Origin of the sequence: Companilactobacillus muriivasis (assembly GCF_036246245.1) — a bacterium.
Taxonomy (GTDB): domain Bacteria; phylum Bacillota; class Bacilli; order Lactobacillales; family Lactobacillaceae; genus Companilactobacillus; species Companilactobacillus muriivasis.
Window position 1 is genome coordinate 23,773 of record NZ_BTTQ01000014.1, and the last position, 18,044, is coordinate 41,816.

Here is an 18,044-nt window from a genome sequence, read left to right on the forward strand (position 1 = left end):
CACTTCTAAGCCGTCGATATTATTTTAATATCAATTTGGTACATACTTCTATATGAAATAAGCACTCTTATAATACTACACGGTGAACTCCACATTTTCAAGTTAAAATCAAACTTTTTTTTAATTGTTTGCCGCTTTCTTAAAACCTGATTTTCAACTATACTCTAAAAGAAAACGTGGAGGTGTGATTTGAATAATAATCTCGAATTTAGTTATAATAACAGGTTTCCAACAAATAATAAAGATAAACTTTATTTTATTTTGTTCAAGACCCAAGTAATCCTGAATGCTCTCTTTATCTTTAGCTACAGTGCAGCAACAAAGAACTTATATCTATTCGGTCCAATTATTCTTAATCTGTTGGCTCTGTACATCAAACCCAATCCCGAAAAAATTCTCGAGCGGATGAATTTCATTTTTCAATTGTTCTTCCAAGTTTTTATCATTGCGGAATCATACTTCTACTTGATCAATGCCACGATGCATCTATACAATTGGAACTTACCTAGTTCGATTGGTTTGTTACTCGTATCAATGCTAGTCATGTATATTCCATATACGATTGTCTTTTATGGAAGAATCAGGAATAAGTTACTGCAACTATTGATAGTCTTCTTTCTATTTGAAGTAGTTGCCATGGGTGCTTCAAGCATCGTCACATATGGCACAATCCTCTACTTCAATCCTTTTATTGGTGCAATCACCAATTCAGCCTTTCTGGGAGCTGTGATGTTTTTAGTCTTAACATTATTCATCATGCATCGCTGGGGATATGAATTTCCTAAGATGCGTTTGTCAAAAGCAGCCAGTCTAAAGGTTATGATTCCTCTATTAATAGTAAGTATCTGGTTTATCATGTGGAATGCTTTTGGCGGTGGCAACAGTTTGTTGAAATCATTCTTCACTTTTAACTTCTCAGGCATCTCCTGGAAACCACAGTTTATTCTCAGTGGATTAGAAGCAGGTATCGCTGAGGAGTTGCTATTCAGATATGCGTTCCTTACTATCTTATTAGTAGCTTTCAAGAACAGTCGTTATAAAATCTTTTACGCTGCCGGAATAAGCAGTCTCTGCTTTGGCTTGATTCATTTGGGTAACGTATCGGCTGGACAAAGCCTAGCTAATACCGTCAACCAAGCGATATTTGCATTTGGCATGGGCTTGTTGATGTGTGGTATCTATTTATATACTGACCTCTTTTATGTACCAGTGATTTTTCATACCCTACTTGATACGCTAGTATTCAGTGTCTCAGGCGAATTGATGTCTGGTAAGGTAACTATCGTTGACAGTCTTTTAACCGTGTTTGAGACCGGATTGTTCGTACTAGCAGCTATTCTGTTACTCGTTGCTGTTTATAATAGAAGAAACACGTCATTTAAATATAGATTTTAGGGTGTGGTCGCCTCCAGAAGTTCAGAAATATAGTCTGCTGTGAGGACCGGTGCGAGCCAAAGTACGGTCTCGCGCCTCGATTTGAAGCCTTGCAAGTTCGGCAAGTCTCCAAAGTCGTCCGTTGAGTAAGGACTAAAGTCCCAACTCAACTTTCACTGCATACTATATTTCTGAACTTCCTCCGGCTAGGTTAATCTTCTTTAATGAGTGGTTCTAATATTCAAACAATTTACATATGAATTTATCGCAGTATAATTTGCGTAATTCACTTAAGGGAGCAATATAAAATGAATAATAGATTAAAGATTAACTCTTAATTATAAAAATAATTAGGAGGATACATGATGATAGACTATAAAGTGAACTCTCAAATTGATATACAGGATTTGAAGCAACTATATTCAAGTGTTGGATGGTTTGCTTATACCCACGACCTAGAAACATTAGAGAAAGCTATCAATAATTCATTGTTAGTAATAACTGCTTGGAATTATGATCAGTTGGTTGGTTTAATTAGGGTAATTGGTGATGGATACACAATATTATATATTCAAGATATTTTGGTTAATCCCAATTTTCAAAATAAAAAAATTGGAACTAGACTGATGACTATGACGTTAGCCAAATATAGAAATGTTCGACAAAAGGTATTGTTAACAGAAGAAGCACCTGATGTTAGATATTTCTATGAAAAATTTGGTTTTGTATCTGGCGACAAAGGAAATGCTGTTGCCTTTTATAAAGAACTTTAGTTACTAAAAAATGTAAATTGGACATACACAAAAGTATCAAATCAAGAACAATGATTTGATGCTTTTTTTATTTAACAAAAGAACGCAAAAAAAAGAGAAGATCAAAATGATCTTCTCTTTAATTTGGTTTCATCCTAAAGACTAGTCTTCAGGGTTACCACCGTTTTTCTTAATAATTTCAGCTTGAATTGACTTAGGAACCTTTTCGTAGTGATCCATTGTCATTGTAAATGTACCACGACCTTGTGTTGCTGAACGAAGTGTTGTAGCGTAACCGAACATTTCTGCTAGCGGTACGAAAGAATTGATAAGTTGTGCATTACCACGAGCTTCCATTCCTTCAACACGTCCACGACGAGCAGTAACTTGTCCCATAACATCTCCAAGATATTCTTCTGGTGTAACAATTTCAACCTTCATAATAGGTTCAAGAATTACGGCACCAGCAGTCTTAGATGCGTTACGTAGTGACATTGAAGCGGCAATCTTAAAGGCAGCTTCTGATGAATCGACTTCGTGATATGAACCATCATATAACTTAGCCTTAACATCGATTAATGGATAACCGGCAAGAACACCGTTTTCCATAGCTTCCTTCAAACCTTGTTCAACTGATGGAATGTATTCACGTGGAACAACACCACCGACGATAGCGTCTTCGAATTCGAAGCCTTTACCCTCTTCATTAGGTGTAAATTCAACCCATACATCACCATATTGACCTTTACCACCAGATTGACGAACGAACTTACCTTGAGCACTTGTTTGTTGTGTAAATGTTTCACGGTAAGCAACTTGAGGTTCACCAACCTTACATGCAACGTTAAATTCACGTTTCATACGGTCGACCATGATATCCAAGTGTAATTCACCCATTCCGGCAATAAGAGTTTCACCAGTTTCAGGATTTGTTTCAGCTTGGAAAGTAGGATCTTCTTCAGAAAGTTTTTGGATAGCAATATCCATCTTATCTCTATCTTCCTTTGAGTTAGGTTCGATAGAAACTTGAATAACTGGATCTGGAATATCCAATGATTCAAGAACCAATGGATCTGAAGGATCTGTTAGAGAATCACCAGTAGTAGTGTTCTTCAAACCGATAACAGCAGCAATATCACCTGAGAATACTTCTGGGATTTCCTTACGGTGGTTAGAATGCATTTGTAGCAAACGACCAACACGTTCACGTTTGTCTTTTGTTGAGTTCAAGACATAAGAACCTGATTCTAGAGAACCTCTATATACACGAATGTATGTTAGACGTCCAACGAATGGGTCAGTAGCAATCTTAAATGCTAAACCAGCAAAAGGCTTGCTATCATCAGCCATAAGTTCAACTTCTGAGTCATCTTTAGGATCTGTAGCTTTGTAAGGACGTACATCAAGTGGTGATGGTAGGTAATCAACAACCGCATCCATCAACATTTGAACACCCTTGTTCTTGAAGGCAGAACCTGCAAGAACTGGGAAGAACTTCAAATTGATTGTAGCTTTACGAATAGCTGCACGAATTTCATCATTACTGATTTCTTCGCCTTCAAGATACTTGTCCATGATGTCATCATCAACATCGGCAACAGCTTCGATCAACTCTGAACGTTTCTTTTCAGCTGTGGCACGATATTCTTCAGGAACATCAACAGTATCCCATTTTGTACCTAATTCATCTTCATCATAAAGGTCGGCTTTCATATCGATCAAGTCGATAACACCTTCGAATTTGTCTTCGGCACCAATAGGCATTTGAACAGCATGCGCATTAGCTTGAAGTCTTTCGTGAAGTGTTTCAACTGAGTAGTCGAAGTCAGCACCGATTTTATCCATCTTGTTAACAAAAACAATACGTGGAACACCGTATGTTGAAGCTTGACGCCAAACATTTTCAGTTTGTGGTTCAACACCAGATTGAGCATCAAGAACTGTAATGGCACCATCTAGCACACGTAGTGAACGTTCAACTTCGATTGTGAAGTCAACGTGTCCTGGTGTATCGATGATGTTAATACGGTTACCTTTCCATTCAGCAGTTGTAGCAGCTGATGTAATAGTAATACCACGTTCTTGTTCTTGAGCCATCCAGTCCATTTGTGAAGCACCATCATGTGTTTCACCAATTTTGTGGATTTTACCAGTATAGTACAAGATACGTTCAGTAGTTGTAGTTTTACCGGCATCGATATGGGCCATGATACCAATATTTCTGGTTTCTTCTAGTGGAAATTCACGTTTATTAGCCATGAAAAATTGTTTCTCCTCTCAAATTAACTAGTTTAAAAACTAGATCCTACCAGCGATAGTGAGCGAATGCACGGTTAGCATCGGCCATCTTATGTGTATCTTCACGTTTCTTAACAGCAGCACCAGTATTGTTAGCTGCGTCCATAATTTCATTTGCAAGACGTTGGTCCATTGTATGTTCACCACGTAGACGAGCATAACTTGTGATCCAACGAAGTCCTAAAGTAGTACGACGGTCAGGACGAACTTCGATAGGGATTTGATAGTTAGAACCACCGATACGGCGAGCCTTAACTTCAAGAACAGGCATAACATTGTTCATTGCTTCTTCAAACACGTCCAATGGTTCGTTACCTGTTTTTTCTTTAATAATATCGAATGAACGATATAGAATTGATGAAGCTGTACCTCTTTTACCATCATACATCAAGTGGTTAATCAAACGAGTTACTAGCTTTGAGTTGTACATTGGATCTGGCAAAACATCGCGTTTTGGAGCTCTACCTTTACGCATATTAAATTCCTCCGTTATTACATTATTTCTAGAATAATTGCTTTATGTTATTTCTTAGGTCTCTTAGCACCATATTTTGAACGGCTTTGCATACGGCCATCAACACCGGCAGTATCTAAGGCACCACGGACAACGTGATAACGAACACCAGGTAGATCCTTTACACGTCCACCACGGACAAGGACAACACTGTGCTCTTGTAAGTTGTGGCCAATACCAGGGATATAAGCTGTTACTTCAATAAGGTTTGATAATCTAACACGGGCATACTTACGTAGGGCTGAGTTAGGTTTCTTAGGTGTCATTGTTCCGACACGAGTTGCGACACCACGTTTTTGTGGGGCTGGGTTCTTTGTGGCAACTTTCTTCATACTATTGTAGCCGTAGTTCAATGCAGGTGCATCGGACTTAGAAGTTTGTGACTTACGGCCTTTGCGAACTAATTGATTAATTGTAGGCATTCAAAGTTCCTCCTAAAAATTTTAAGTACACACATCCAGGTGGTTCATAATTTTGTAAAATAATAAACCACATGAGTGGCGTACGTTATGAGCTTTATATTTAATAAACAAACTAATATTGCTGCCAATAAAAGCACGTCTACTAGAATACCATCTTAAAAAAGCCATGTCAATGCAACATTTTTAAAAAGTTATCCACAAGTCCCCGTAATTTCTATTGAGGTGATAAAAATGAAATACTTTCTATACTTTACCATTTTCATACTTGGAGCTTGCATTATCTCCTTTCTAAAAGTAATTGCACATGATTATCCGCAAATCGACGTCACGCGCCGTTCACATTGTGATTACTGCGGTAGGATCTTACGATGGTACGAAATCATCCCAATTGTGGGCTATTTCATAATCAATGGTAAGTGCTTGAGCTGTAAAAATCAAATCAAATTTTGGCATCCACTTTGGGAATTTATCGGTGGCATAATATTTTTGAGCATGATTTATTTTGGGGACTTTATTTACCTGCCATTGTTTCTAGGTCTAGTCGTTTTGGCATTTACTGATGCTTACTATGGATACATTTACCCTGCAACCTATTTGATAATATTCCCAACACTTTTTCTCACACCGTTACATATCTTAAACGCCCTACTGACCTACTTTATCCTATTATTAATCAGTCGAAAATACGCATTTGGCTTAGGTGACATTGAAATTCTAGCGATTCTCAGTCTGATATTAGGTTTAAGGATGACCTTGTGGATTCTCATGATAGCTTGCCTATTTTGTATCATTAGTTTTTTATTCAATAAAAAAAGATCATTTAGATTTATCCCCTACATTGCAATTGCAACGGGCATCATCTACATGGTCTTATCTTTTAACATATTTACAATTTAACGATTAGGTATAATCTCCTGCAACTTGAGCCAGTTAACACAAAGCTCCCACCACTTAGTATCAAAGGCATTCAAATTGGCCTCGTTACCGGGGTTCTGAGTTACATAGTTACCAAGAGATAACCCATGAGCTCCGGAACCAAAAAGATGCATTTCATAAGGAATACCAAGCATGTCCATCTTCTGAGCGTACAAAATCGAATTCATAACGGGTACTGTTGCATCGGTCACAGTCTGCCAAATAAATGTTGGCTTACCATGTTTAGTTAAGTGTTCCTGAGCCTGCCAATAATAAATATCGGGAGCAATCTTCATAGCCCAGTCCTCATCCTTAGGCCAACCAATCGTCATATCAATCACTGGATAGCAGAGAACATTGGCTGCTGGCATAACAGTTAAATCATCAGGGAAAACTTTCTCCTTTTGATCTGGATCCAACACAATTGAGTTAAAGTCAGCTACAACGTGACTTCCAGCTGAGAATCCAACTAAAACAACTTTACTCAAATCAATATGTTGAATCTCCTCTTGAGACCTTAACCAATTCAAAGTTGTAGCTAATTCTTGTAAAGCTAATGGATAAACACTGTGCTCATCGTCAACTAATTGGTAATCCAAGACTATCGCATGCATTCCCAATGAATTGAAATTAAAAGCAATCGGTTGGGCTTCACGGTCAGTTAGAAACTTGAAAGCTCCACCTGGGCAAATGATGGCTAAAGGACGTTTATTTGGCGTTCCAAAGTCAGCGATTGGATCAACCCAGTAAGTATCCAAGTTAAATTTAGTATCTTGATAAGCTAATTCTTGTTTCTGCAAAATCTTAACCCCCAAAATTATTGTTTGTTTTGCCGTCTCCAGAGCTGAGAACATTCACCTGCTATGCGGACCGGTCCGAGCCAAAAGGCGGTCTTGAACCTCGGTTTGAAGCCTTACCAAGGTTCGGTAAGTCTCCAAACTCGCCCAGTGGTGTAAGAGCTAAAGCTCTAACGATACAACCACAGCCGGTGAATGTTCTCAGCTCTTCCGACTAATTAACTTTTTATACAAACTAATCTACTAATACTCCGAATGATTGCAACAACTACAGCAAACTAAATCATAGGTAGATGGTTGAAAATGAACTGGCAAATATTAATTACCATAACGTTTCTCTTTTATATAAAATACACTAGCCTCTGGCGGCACCTCACAACTACCCTATCATTATACAAAAAAAGACGACCCGAGGGTCGTCTTTTAATTATTAACGTTTTTCTGATTTAGCTGCATCTTCAGCCTTCATTTGAGCTTCGATGTCAGAAATTGTGTAGGCACCATTTAATGAGTTATCTGCCATAGGACCAACTTTCTTTGGTTCCATGTGGTTGTACTTAGCCATACCAGTACCGGCAGGGATAAGTTTACCAATAATAACATTTTCCTTAAGTCCAAGAAGTGGATCATTCTTACCACGAATTGAAGCATCAGTAAGAACTCTTGTTGTTTCCTGGAAGGAAGCGGCTGACAAGAAACTGTTTGTTTCAAGAGAAGCCTTAGTGATACCAAGAAGGACAGGACGTCCAGTAGCTGGAATACCACCATTAAACAATGTTTCACGGTTATGGTCAGTAAATTGAGCAATATCCATCAATTGACCAGGCAATACATCTGTGTCACCAGGATCAAGAATACGGATCTTTCTGTGCATTTGTCTAACCATAACCTCAAAGTGCTTATCAGAGATATCAACACCCTGCATACGGTAAACTTTTTGAATTTCAGCAAGCAAATAGTTTTCTGTATGTAGAACGTTTGTAACTTTGATTAATTCCTTAGGGTCGATTGATCCTTGTGTTAACTTACCACCACGTTTAACGTGATCACCTTCGGCAACCGCAACACTTGATGTATAAGGAACACTATAAGATCTAGAATCTGTCTCACCTTCGACAGTAATTTCCTTAGTATGTTCTGCTTGGTTTTCATCGATTGATGTAACAGTACCATCAACTTCTGAAATGATAGCAAGACCTTTAGGGTTTCTGGCTTCAACGATTTCTTGAACACGAGGAAGTCCTTGTGTAATATCGTCACCACCAGCAACACCACCGGTATGGAAGTTTCTCATTGTCAATTGTGTACCTGGTTCACCGATTGATTGAGCAGCAACAGTACCAACTGCTTCACCAATTTCAACTTCTTCACCAGTAGCAAGGTTACGACCGTAACACTTCTTACATACACCATGCTTTGTATCACATGTGAATGCTGAACGAATTGTAACGTGAGTAACTCCAGCATCAACAACCTTTTGAGCAATTGTTTCATCCATCAAGACACCACGAGGTACGATTACGTCGCCTGTCTTAGGATCTTTAACTGTCTTTTGTGTATAACGACCAACAAGTCTGTCATACAATGGTTCAATCATATCTGTACCTTCCATAATTGAACTTACAACAAGTCCACGGTCAGTACCACAATCTTCTTCACGAACAATAACATCTTGCGCAACATCAACCAAACGACGAGTCAAGTAACCTGAGTTAGCTGTCTTCAACGCTGTATCGGTCATACCTTTACGGGCACCGTGGGTTGACATGAACATTTCCATAACTGATAGGCCTTCACGGAAGTTAGAAATAACTGGGATTTCCATCATACCACCATTAGGGGCAGCCATAAGTCCACGCATACCGGCAAGTTGTGTAAAGTTTGAGATGTTACCACGGGCACCAGAATCAGACATCATTGAGATAGGGTTTGTAGGATCAAATGAATCGATCAACAATTGTTGAATTTCATCCTTTGTATCGTTCCAAACACTGATAACACGATCGTGTCGTTCTGAGTCAGTGATTAGTCCACGACGGAATTGCTTAGAAATTGAAGCAACTTGTTTGTGGGCCTTTTCGATAATTTCAGGTTTTTGAGTCAAGTTAGGAACATCTGTAACACCGACTGTTAAACCAGAAAGTGTACAAATTGTGTAACCTAATTCCTTCATGTCATCAAGCAATGATGATGTTCTTTGAACACGGTAAATCTTGAATACTTGGGCAATGATATCTGAAAGGTAACCACTCTTCAATGGGTCAATCAAATCCATTTCGTCAAGACGTTTGTTAATGTCTTCACCTTTGCCAAGGAAGTATTTGTCAGGAACACCGTGCATCAAGTTGTCATCAGTTGGTTCATTCAAGTATGGGAAATCTTCCGGAAGAATTTCGTTAAAGATAACCTTACCAACAGAAGTAATCATAATCTTATCTCTTTGGTCATCCTTGAATGGCTTGTTAGGCATTGAATCAACAGCGATACCAATTCTTGTGTGATAGTGAATATCACCGTTCAATAAGGCTGTTTGAACTTCGTTAGAATCCTTGAATATCTTACCTTCACCAGTCATATGTCTTGTTTCAATTGTTAGATAGTAGTTACCTAAAACAACATCCTGTGAAGGAGTAACGATAGGCTTACCATCTTTAGGAGCAAGAATATGGTGGGCAGCAAGCATCAACATACGTGCTTCAGCTTGGGCTTCGTCTGATAGTGGCACGTGGATAGCCATTTGGTCACCATCAAAATCGGCATTGTAAGCTTCACAAGCAAGTGGGTGCAAACGCATTGACTTACCATCAACCAAAACAGGTTCAAAGGCTTGGATACCAAGTCTGTGAAGTGTAGGGGCACGGTTAAGCAATACTGGACGTTCTTTGATAACGTCTTCTAGTACATCCCAAATGTCATCATCTTGACGATCAATCTTTCTTCTAGCGTTTTTAACGTTAGAAGCAATTTCACGTTTAACAAGTTCATGCATAACGAATGGCTTGAACAATTCCAAAGCCATTTCACGTGGAAGTCCACATTGATAGAACTTCAATGTAGGTCCAACATCAATAACTGAACGTCCTGAATAATCAACACGTTTACCAAGTAAGTTTTGACGGAAACGTCCTTGCTTACCTTTAAGCATGTGAGAAAGTGACTTCAATGGACGGTTACCAGGTCCTGTAACAGGACGGCCACGACGACCATTATCGATCAAAGCATCAACAGCTTCTTGTAACATTCTCTTTTCGTTTTGAACAATGATGTTAGGAGCATTAAGATCCAACAATCTCTTCAAACGGTTATTACGGTTGATTACACGACGGTACAAATCGTTCAAATCGGAAGTAGCGAAACGGCCACCTTCAAGTTGAACCATTGGACGTAGATCAGGTGGGATAACGGGAATTGCTTCCATTACCATCCATTCAGGTTTGTTACCTGATTTTTGGAAGGCACTCAAAATATCCAAACGTCTGATAGCACGTGTACGTTTTTGACCTTGTGCACTCTTTAGAGTTTCACGAAGTTCTTTAACTTCAGTAGCCATATCAACTTGGCTAAGCAAATCACGGATACCTTCAGCACCCATCTTAGCAACGAACTTGTTACCAAATTCTTCACGTTTCTTACGGTATTCAGTTTCAGTTAAAAGTTGTTTCTTTTCTAGATCTGTTTCACCGGGGTCGATAACTACGTATGATGCAAAGTAGATAATCTCTTCCAAGTTTCTTGGACTCATGTCCAGAACAAGTCCCATACGTGATGGGATACCCTTGAAGTACCAGATATGTGATACTGGGGCAGCCAATTCGATATGAGCCATACGTTCACGACGAACCTTTGAACGAGTAACTTCAACACCACAGCGGTCACAAACAATACCCTTATAACGGATACGTTTGTACTTACCACAGGCACATTCCCAGTCTTTAGTTGGTCCGAAAATTCTTTCATCGAATAGACCATCTTTTTCTGGTTTCAAAGTACGGTAGTTGATAGTTTCTGGTTTCTTAACTTCTCCATAAGACCAACTACGAATCTTGTCCGGAGATGCTAAACCAATTTGCATACTTTCGAATTTATTAACGTCTATCAAAAGGTAACCTCCCTAAAGTTTTGACTAGTTTTCTGATTTTGTACTAGTTGATTCAGCTGAATCTTTTGAGGCTTCAAGCTTCTTAGCTTCCTCTTCAGCACGTTTTTGTTCTTGTTGTTTAGCAAACTTAGATAGTGCGTCGATACTTACAGCATCTTCGTCGTCATCCATATCTCTAAGTTCGATTTCTTTCTTGTGTGAGTCTAGAACTTTCATGTCTAGTCCTAGAGCTTGTAGTTCTTTGACAAGAACACGGAATGATTCAGGAACACCAGGCTTAGGAATACTTTCACCCTTAACGATAGCTTCATAAGTCTTAACACGTCCAACAACATCATCAGACTTGTATGTCAAGATTTCTTGAAGTGTATAAGCGGCACCATAAGCTTCAAGGGCCCAAACTTCCATTTCACCAAATCTCTGTCCACCAAATTGTGCTTTACCACCAAGTGGTTGTTGAGTAACTAGTGAGTAAGGTCCGATTGAACGAGCGTGAATCTTATCATCAACCATGTGAGCTAGTTTCAAGTAGTACATGACACCGACAGCAACACGGTTCTTGAATGGTTCACCAGTACGTCCATCATAAAGGATTGACTTACCATCAGAATCCATATCAGCTTCTTTAACAATGTCCCATAATTCGTCATCACTAACACCATCGAAAACAGGTGTTGCAACATGGATGCCAAGTTTTCTAGCAGCCATACCTAAGTGAAGATCAAGAACTTGTCCGATATTCATACGTGATGGAACACCCATTGGGTTCAATAGGATATCTACTGGAGTACCATCTGGCATGTAAGGCATATCTTCTTCAGGTACAACGATTGAAACAGTACCTTTGTTACCATGACGTCCAGACATCTTGTCACCAACTTGAATCTTACGCTTTTGAGCAATGTAAACACGAACTAACATGTTAACACCAGGATCAAGTTCGTCACCGGCTTCACGAGTGAAGACCTTAACGTCTTGGATAATACCGCCACCACCATGTGGTACACGAAGTGAAGTATCACGGACTTCACGAGCTTTTTCACCAAAGATAGCATGTAGCAATCTTTCTTCGGCTGATAATTCTGTAACACCCTTAGGTGTAACCTTACCAACTAAGATATCGCCATCACGAACTTCAGCACCAATACGGATAATTCCGAATTCGTCAAGATCCTTCAATGAATCTTCACCAACATTAGGAATTTCACGTGTGATTTCTTCAGGTCCAAGTTTTGTATCACGTGCTTCTGATTCGTACTCTTCAATATGAATTGAAGTATAAGCATCTTCACGCACTAATTTTTCTGAAAGTACAATCGCATCTTCGTAGTTGTACATGTTCCATGTCATAAAGGCAATCAATGGGTTTTGACCAAGAGCTAATTCACCGTTTTCCATTGCTGGACCATCGGCGATGATATCACCCTTCTTAATAACCTCATCCTTGTGGACGATAGGTCTTTGGTTGTAACTCTTACCATTATTTGAACGACGGAACTTGGTTACTTTATATTCATCAGTTGTGCCATCTTCGTCACGTTTGATAGTAACCTTTTTAGCATCAACGTAGTCAACGACACCAGCATGTTCAGCTAACAATGCAGCACCAGAATCGTGGGCAGCAATGTATTCCATACCAGTACCAACAAGTGGTGCATGTGGGTTAATCAAAGGAACAGCTTGACGTTGCATGTTAGCACCCATCAAGGCACGGTTTGAATCATCGTTTTCCAAGAAAGGAATACATGCAGTAGCTACAGAAACTACTTGTTTAGGAGAAACATCCATGTAATCGACTTTTTCTGGAGTTGTTTCGATGTTGTCATCTTGGTGACGAGCCAAAATGTTGTTATCAGTAAATGAACCATCATCGTTCAATAGCGTATTTGCTTGAGCAACAACATAGTTATCTTCTTCATCAGCAGTTAAGTAATCGATCTTGTCAGTTACTTTATGTGTATCCCATGAAACACGACGATATGGTGTTTCGATGAAACCATATTTGTTGATGATAGCGTATGAGGCCAAGTTATTGATAAGTCCGATATTAGGACCTTCAGGAGTTTCAATAGGACACATACGACCATAGTGGGTATAGTGAACATCACGAACTTCATATCCGGCACGATCACGAGTCAAACCACCAGGTCCAAGGGCTGATAGACGACGCTTGTGTTCTAGTTCTCCAAGTGGATTAGTTTGATCCATGAATTGTGACAATTGTGATGAACCAAAGAATTCCTTAATTGAAGCAACAACAGGTCTAATATTAATCAATTGTTGAGGTGTAACAGTAGCTGAGTCTTGAATTGACATTCTTTCACGAACAACACGTTCCATACGTGATAGACCAATACGGAATTGGTTTTGTAGCAATTCACCGACTGAACGAATACGACGGTTACCCAAGTGATCAATATCATCAGTTGAACCAATTCCTTCTTTAAGGTTCAAGAAGTAGTTGATACCAGCCAAGATATCAGCAGGTGTGATTGTACGGTTAGTAGCAGGAATGTGACCATTACCAATTACGTTAACAACCTTTTCGTTATCAGCTTCTGAGTAAACCTTGATAGTTTGAACAGTGATAGGGTCTGTTAGAACACCTTCATCAGAAGGATTCAATGTAACAGTCTTGAAATCTTCACGGTCAAGATATGTACTCAAAGTTTGCATAGCTTCACGATCAAGCAATGTGTCTTTAGCCAATACAACTTCACCAGTATCTGGATCAGCAAGTGTTTCAGCCAAAGTCTTGTTCAAAAGTCTTGTCTTAAGGTTTAACTTCTTATTGATCTTGTAACGACCAACTGGAGCTAAATCATAACGACGTGGGTCAAAGAATCTAGCATATAGTAATGAACGAGAACTATCTGCAGTCTTTGGTTCGCCGGGACGAAGTCTTTCATAGACGTCTTTTAGGGCTTCTTCGACACGTGAGTCGCTAGTATCCTTATGAACATCTTTTTCCATAGTAAGGTTCAAAGTATCGTTATCACCGAAAATATCAAGAATTTCTGAATCTTCACCAAAACCTAAGGCTCTAACTAGTTCAGAAATAGGTAACTTTCTAGTTCTATCGATTCTTACATAACCTAGACCTTTAGCATCTGTTTCATATTCCAACCAAGCACCACGGTTAGGGATAACAGTTGTACCAAAGTTTACACGGCCATTTTTATCAGTATCTTGATTGTAATAAATACCAGGTGAACGTACTAATTGAGAAACAATAACACGTTCAGCACCGTTGATGATGAAAGTTCCTTCATCAGTCATGATAGGGAAATCACCGAAGAAAACATCTTGTGTCTTGATTTCACCAGTTTCATGATTAGTCAACTTCAAAGTTACATGTAGTGGTGCTGAGAAGTTAGCATCATGTGCTCTAGCTTCTTCAACAGTATATTTTGGTTCTAGTAACTTGTAATCAACGTATTCCAAAGAAAGATTTCCAGCAAAATCATCAATTGGCATTATGTCGTCAAACATATCTTTAAGTCCTTCATCTAAGAACCACTTATAAGAATTTGTTTGAATGTCAATCAAATTTGGCAGTGGAAGAACTTCCTTGATCTTTGCATAACTACGACGAACACGGTGTGCACCATAATTAACGTTATGATAAGTCAAATTTTTCACCTCAACATTTAATTTGTCCAAATCGCAATCAAAAATAAATATTACAGTTTGATTACATTTTGCATGAAAACGGTTTTTCAACCTATTTTTAGGCAAAAAAAAACCAAAAATAGAATCTAATATCTATTTTTGTGTTTTTTATTTAGCATAACCACGGACAATAGATCGTGATATGCGATTTGAACTTTGAATCTCAAAAAAGATAATACTCTTAACCACTTATCTTGTCAATAGTCAAGGTCTTACTTTTGATGAGTTAGTGTTTTCTTTTCTTCAGGCTTGCCAACAGTTACTGTCAACTTACCCTTCTTAGAACCAACTTTAATCTCGTCACCAGCCTTAACATTACCCATTAAGAGTTGTTCACTAACTGGATCCTCAATTTCACGTTGAATCGTTCTTCTCATTGGACGAGCTCCGTATTCAGGATTGTACCCGTCACGAACTAAATCGCTATAAGCAGATGGAGAAATAACTAACTTGATTTCTCTTTCAGCAAGACGCTTTCTCAAGTTGTTACTCATAATCTTAGCAACAGCCTTCAATTGTTCCTTGTTAAGTGACTTGAAGACGATAGTTTCGTCAACACGGTTCAAGAACTCTGGACGGAAGAACTTCTTCAATTCAACATTGATTCGTTCTTGCATTTCCTTATAGTCATCGTGAACATCACGAGCACCGAAACCAACTTCTTTGTTATCTTCAAGTGATCTAGCACCCAAGTTAGAAGTCATAATGATGATTGTATTTCTAAAATCAACTTTACGACCCTTGGCATCAGTTAAAATACCGTCATCGAGAACCTGCAACAAAATGTTGAAGACATCTGGATGAGCTTTTTCAACTTCATCAAGTAGAACAACTGAGTATGGTTCATTTCTAACTTTTTCAGTTAGTTGACCACCTTCGTCAAATCCTACATAACCAGGAGCTGAACCAATCAATTTGGAAGTACTGTATTGTTCCATATACTCAGACATATCGACACGAATCAAATTGTCCTCTGAACCAAACATTACTTCGGCAATTGACTTAGCTAGTTCAGTCTTACCTACACCAGTAGGTCCCAAGAACATAAATGAACCAATTGGACGAGCTGGATCTTTCATACCACTTCTGGCACGACGGATAGCACGTGAAATAGCATTGATAGCATCTTCTTGTCCGATAACACGCTTGTGGAGCTCTTTTTCAAGGTTAAGTAGTTTCTCACTCTCTTTACAAGTAATTTGCTTAACGGGAACGCCAGTCCATTGAGCGATAACTTCAGCAATGTCATCAGCAGTAACAACTGGTTTCTTGTTGTCAGCAGCTTTCTTATCCTTCAACTTGCTGAGTTGTTCTTGAACATCTTGTTCTTGTTCACGAATCTTAGCAGCTTTTTCAAAATCTTGATCAAGAATGGCGTTGTTTTTATCGTTCAACAATTTCATTGATTGGTCAGTCAATTCTTCCAGCTTGTTGTTCTTTGATACGTTGTGGATTCTAACTTTAGCTGAAGCTTCATCCATCAAATCGATTGCCTTATCAGGTAGGAAACGATTTGTTAAGTAACGTGTTGAAAAACGAACAGCTGCTTCAACCGCTTCATCAGAAATCGTCAAGCCATGATGTTGTTCATATCTTGGACGAAGTCCTTCCAAAATCTTGATTGAATCGTCAGCACTTGGTTCTTCAACATGAACCTTGGCAAAACGACGTTCTAGAGCTGTATCTTTTTCAATATATTTTTGATATTCATTAGAAGTTGTTGCACCAATTAATTGCAACTCACCACGAGCTAAAGCAGGTTTTAAGATATTTGAAGCGTCAATAGCACCTTCAGCACCACCGGCACCAATCAAAGTATGTAATTCATCGATGAATAAAATGACATGCTTATCTTGATAAATTTCTTCAATAACTTTCTTCAAACGGTCTTCAAACTCACCACGATACTTAGTACCAGCTACCAATGAGCCCATATCAAGCATCATGATACGTTTGTTTTGCATATCGACAGGAACATCTTTCTTGACGATAGCAATGGCTAAACCTTCAGCAATAGCAGTTTTTCCAACACCAGGTTCACCGACTAAGACAGGATTATTCTTTGTTCTACGACTGAGAATTTGAATAGTTCTTTCAACTTCAGACTTACGTCCGATAACTGGATCGATTTGATTATCTTGAGCCATCTTTGTCAAATCACGTGACAAGGAGTCAAGTGTTGGTGTACCACCATTACCATTGGCCTTAGCTTGTTGTTTCTTGGCAGTCGCTGCCATATTTGCAGCAAAGCCTCGACGGGCAGCTTTATTAGAAACACCCATCTTGCTCAATAATAATGACTTAGTCTTTGCTAGACTGAGTCCTAAATTAACTAAAATACGATTTGCTAAATTATCAGTGTCATCAAGAATGGCTAATAAAATATGTTCTGTTCCAATGCGATTGGCTTTATATAAGTTAGAAGTCTCTTCTGACTCGCTTAAAATTAATTGTCCCTTTGGAGAATATGGTAAATAAATTCCCTTAGCGGTATTAGATGAGACATCGCCGTAACCAGTCAGATGTTCAATCTCCTCTTCAACATCTCGGTCACTAACAGCTAGATCCCTCAAAGTAATACCGGCGATACCATCATTTTCCATTACTAAGCCGAGCAGAATATGTTCTGTTCCAACGGCATTATGATGAAATGTCTTAGCTTGTTCTTGTGCTAAAACAAGTGCATTCTTGGCGCTTTCGGTAAATACTTTGTCCATTAATGTTACCTCTACTTTTTAAGTGTCTGTTTAGAAAGTATAATTGTGTTTTGAAAAAAAGCAATTAATTTATCTTATTTCATTATTAAATGTATGCCGTCTGCCGTCTCCGGGTGTCAGTAAATATAGCCTGCTATGTGACCGGTGCGAGCCAAAGTTCGGTCTCGAACCTCGATTTTGAGCTTTGCACAAACCGCAAATCTCAAAATACGTCAGTGGAGTAAGGACTAAAGTCCTAACACCACTCCCACAGCTGTCAATATTTACTGACACCCTCCGACTAAAATCTTGTTTTAATTGATGATTAACTCCTATCTGTTATTTAAAATACGTGAAATTTCAAATTAAATACATATCATACGCGTGGTGCTAGTTGATTTTTAACTTTGAACAAAAATAGCCCGACAGGGCTACACTATAGTTACTCTACTAACTAAGAAGTGAAAGCCATGTCAGACCAACTACAGTATAAGCAACCAGTCGT

At 38.8% G+C, this 18,044-nt stretch carries 10 protein-coding genes; 3 read left to right on the forward strand and 7 right to left on the reverse strand.

Going from position 1 to position 18,044, the window contains the following annotated elements:
• Positions 1–189: 189 nt before the first annotated feature.
• Together AAA923_RS11905 and AAA923_RS11910 are read left to right on the forward strand one after the other, a co-directional pair.
• A complete protein-coding gene (locus AAA923_RS11905; protein WP_338217389.1) occupies positions 190–1,395 on the forward strand; it encodes a CPBP family intramembrane glutamic endopeptidase in 1,206 nt (401 codons plus the stop codon).
• A gap of 344 nt (positions 1,396–1,739) precedes the next feature.
• Positions 1,740–2,147: a GNAT family N-acetyltransferase gene (locus AAA923_RS11910; protein WP_338217400.1), complete on the forward strand. Its 408-nt coding sequence runs from the start codon at positions 1,740–1,742 to the stop codon at positions 2,145–2,147.
• A gap of 141 nt (positions 2,148–2,288) precedes the next feature.
• Here the strand turns inward: AAA923_RS11910 and fusA are convergent, their stop codons facing one another.
• Genes fusA through rpsL form a run of 3 tightly spaced genes read right to left on the reverse strand, consistent with a single transcriptional unit; the run spans position 2,289 to position 5,360 of the window.
• Positions 2,289–4,385: an elongation factor G gene (gene fusA, locus AAA923_RS11915; protein ID WP_041501327.1), complete on the reverse strand. Its 2,097-nt coding sequence runs from the start codon at positions 4,383–4,385 to the stop codon at positions 2,289–2,291.
• 46 nt (positions 4,386–4,431) lie between these two features.
• Positions 4,432–4,899, reverse strand: a complete 468-nt coding sequence (gene rpsG / locus AAA923_RS11920; protein ID WP_041501326.1) for a 30S ribosomal protein S7 — start codon at positions 4,897–4,899, stop codon at positions 4,432–4,434.
• Positions 4,900–4,946: 47 nt separating this feature from the next.
• Entirely contained in the window at positions 4,947–5,360 is a 414-nt protein-coding gene (gene rpsL / locus AAA923_RS11925; RefSeq protein ID WP_041501325.1) for a 30S ribosomal protein S12, read from the reverse strand.
• Between the two features lie 231 nt (positions 5,361–5,591).
• Here rpsL and AAA923_RS12350 point away from each other — a divergent pair, with 231 nt between their 5' ends.
• On the forward strand, positions 5,592–6,257 hold the full coding sequence (locus tag AAA923_RS12350) for a prepilin peptidase (RefSeq protein ID WP_366150654.1): 666 nt from the start codon (positions 5,592–5,594) through the stop codon (positions 6,255–6,257).
• Here AAA923_RS12350 and AAA923_RS11930 read toward each other — a convergent pair.
• From AAA923_RS11930 to AAA923_RS11945, 4 genes are all read right to left on the reverse strand, one after another.
• Positions 6,254–7,075 (reverse strand): alpha/beta hydrolase, encoded by an 822-nt coding sequence (locus AAA923_RS11930; protein WP_338217392.1) that lies wholly within the window; start codon positions 7,073–7,075, stop codon positions 6,254–6,256. The two genes, AAA923_RS12350 and AAA923_RS11930, sit on opposite strands and share 4 nt — an antisense overlap.
• Positions 7,076–7,502: 427 nt before the next feature.
• Positions 7,503–11,171, reverse strand: a complete 3,669-nt coding sequence (rpoC, locus tag AAA923_RS11935) for a DNA-directed RNA polymerase subunit beta' (protein WP_338217394.1) — start codon at positions 11,169–11,171, stop codon at positions 7,503–7,505.
• Positions 11,172–11,195: 24 nt separating this feature from the next.
• Positions 11,196–14,804, reverse strand: coding sequence for a DNA-directed RNA polymerase subunit beta (gene rpoB / locus AAA923_RS11940; protein ID WP_338217396.1), 3,609 nt, complete (start codon positions 14,802–14,804; stop codon positions 11,196–11,198).
• A 251-nt stretch (positions 14,805–15,055) separates the two neighbouring features.
• Positions 15,056–17,560, reverse strand: coding sequence for an ATP-dependent Clp protease ATP-binding subunit (locus tag AAA923_RS11945; protein ID WP_338217398.1), 2,505 nt, complete (start codon positions 17,558–17,560; stop codon positions 15,056–15,058).
• Positions 17,561–18,044 lie beyond the last annotated feature (484 nt).

Bases quoted from the DNA above. Each gene is read 5' to 3' on its own strand.
- AAA923_RS11945 (WP_338217398.1), bottom strand. From the start codon at position 17,560: ATGGACAAAGTATTTACCGAAAGCGCCAAGAATGCACTTGTTTTAGCA.
- rpsG (WP_041501326.1), bottom strand. From the start codon at position 4,899: ATGCGTAAAGGTAGAGCTCCAAAACGCGATGTTTTGCCAGATCCAATG.
- AAA923_RS12350 (WP_366150654.1), top strand. From the start codon at position 5,592: ATGAAATACTTTCTATACTTTACCATTTTCATACTTGGAGCTTGCATT.
- fusA (WP_041501327.1), bottom strand. From the start codon at position 4,385: ATGGCTAATAAACGTGAATTTCCACTAGAAGAAACCAGAAATATTGGT.
- rpsL (WP_041501325.1), bottom strand. From the start codon at position 5,360: ATGCCTACAATTAATCAATTAGTTCGCAAAGGCCGTAAGTCACAAACT.
- AAA923_RS11910 (WP_338217400.1), top strand. From the start codon at position 1,740: ATGATAGACTATAAAGTGAACTCTCAAATTGATATACAGGATTTGAAG.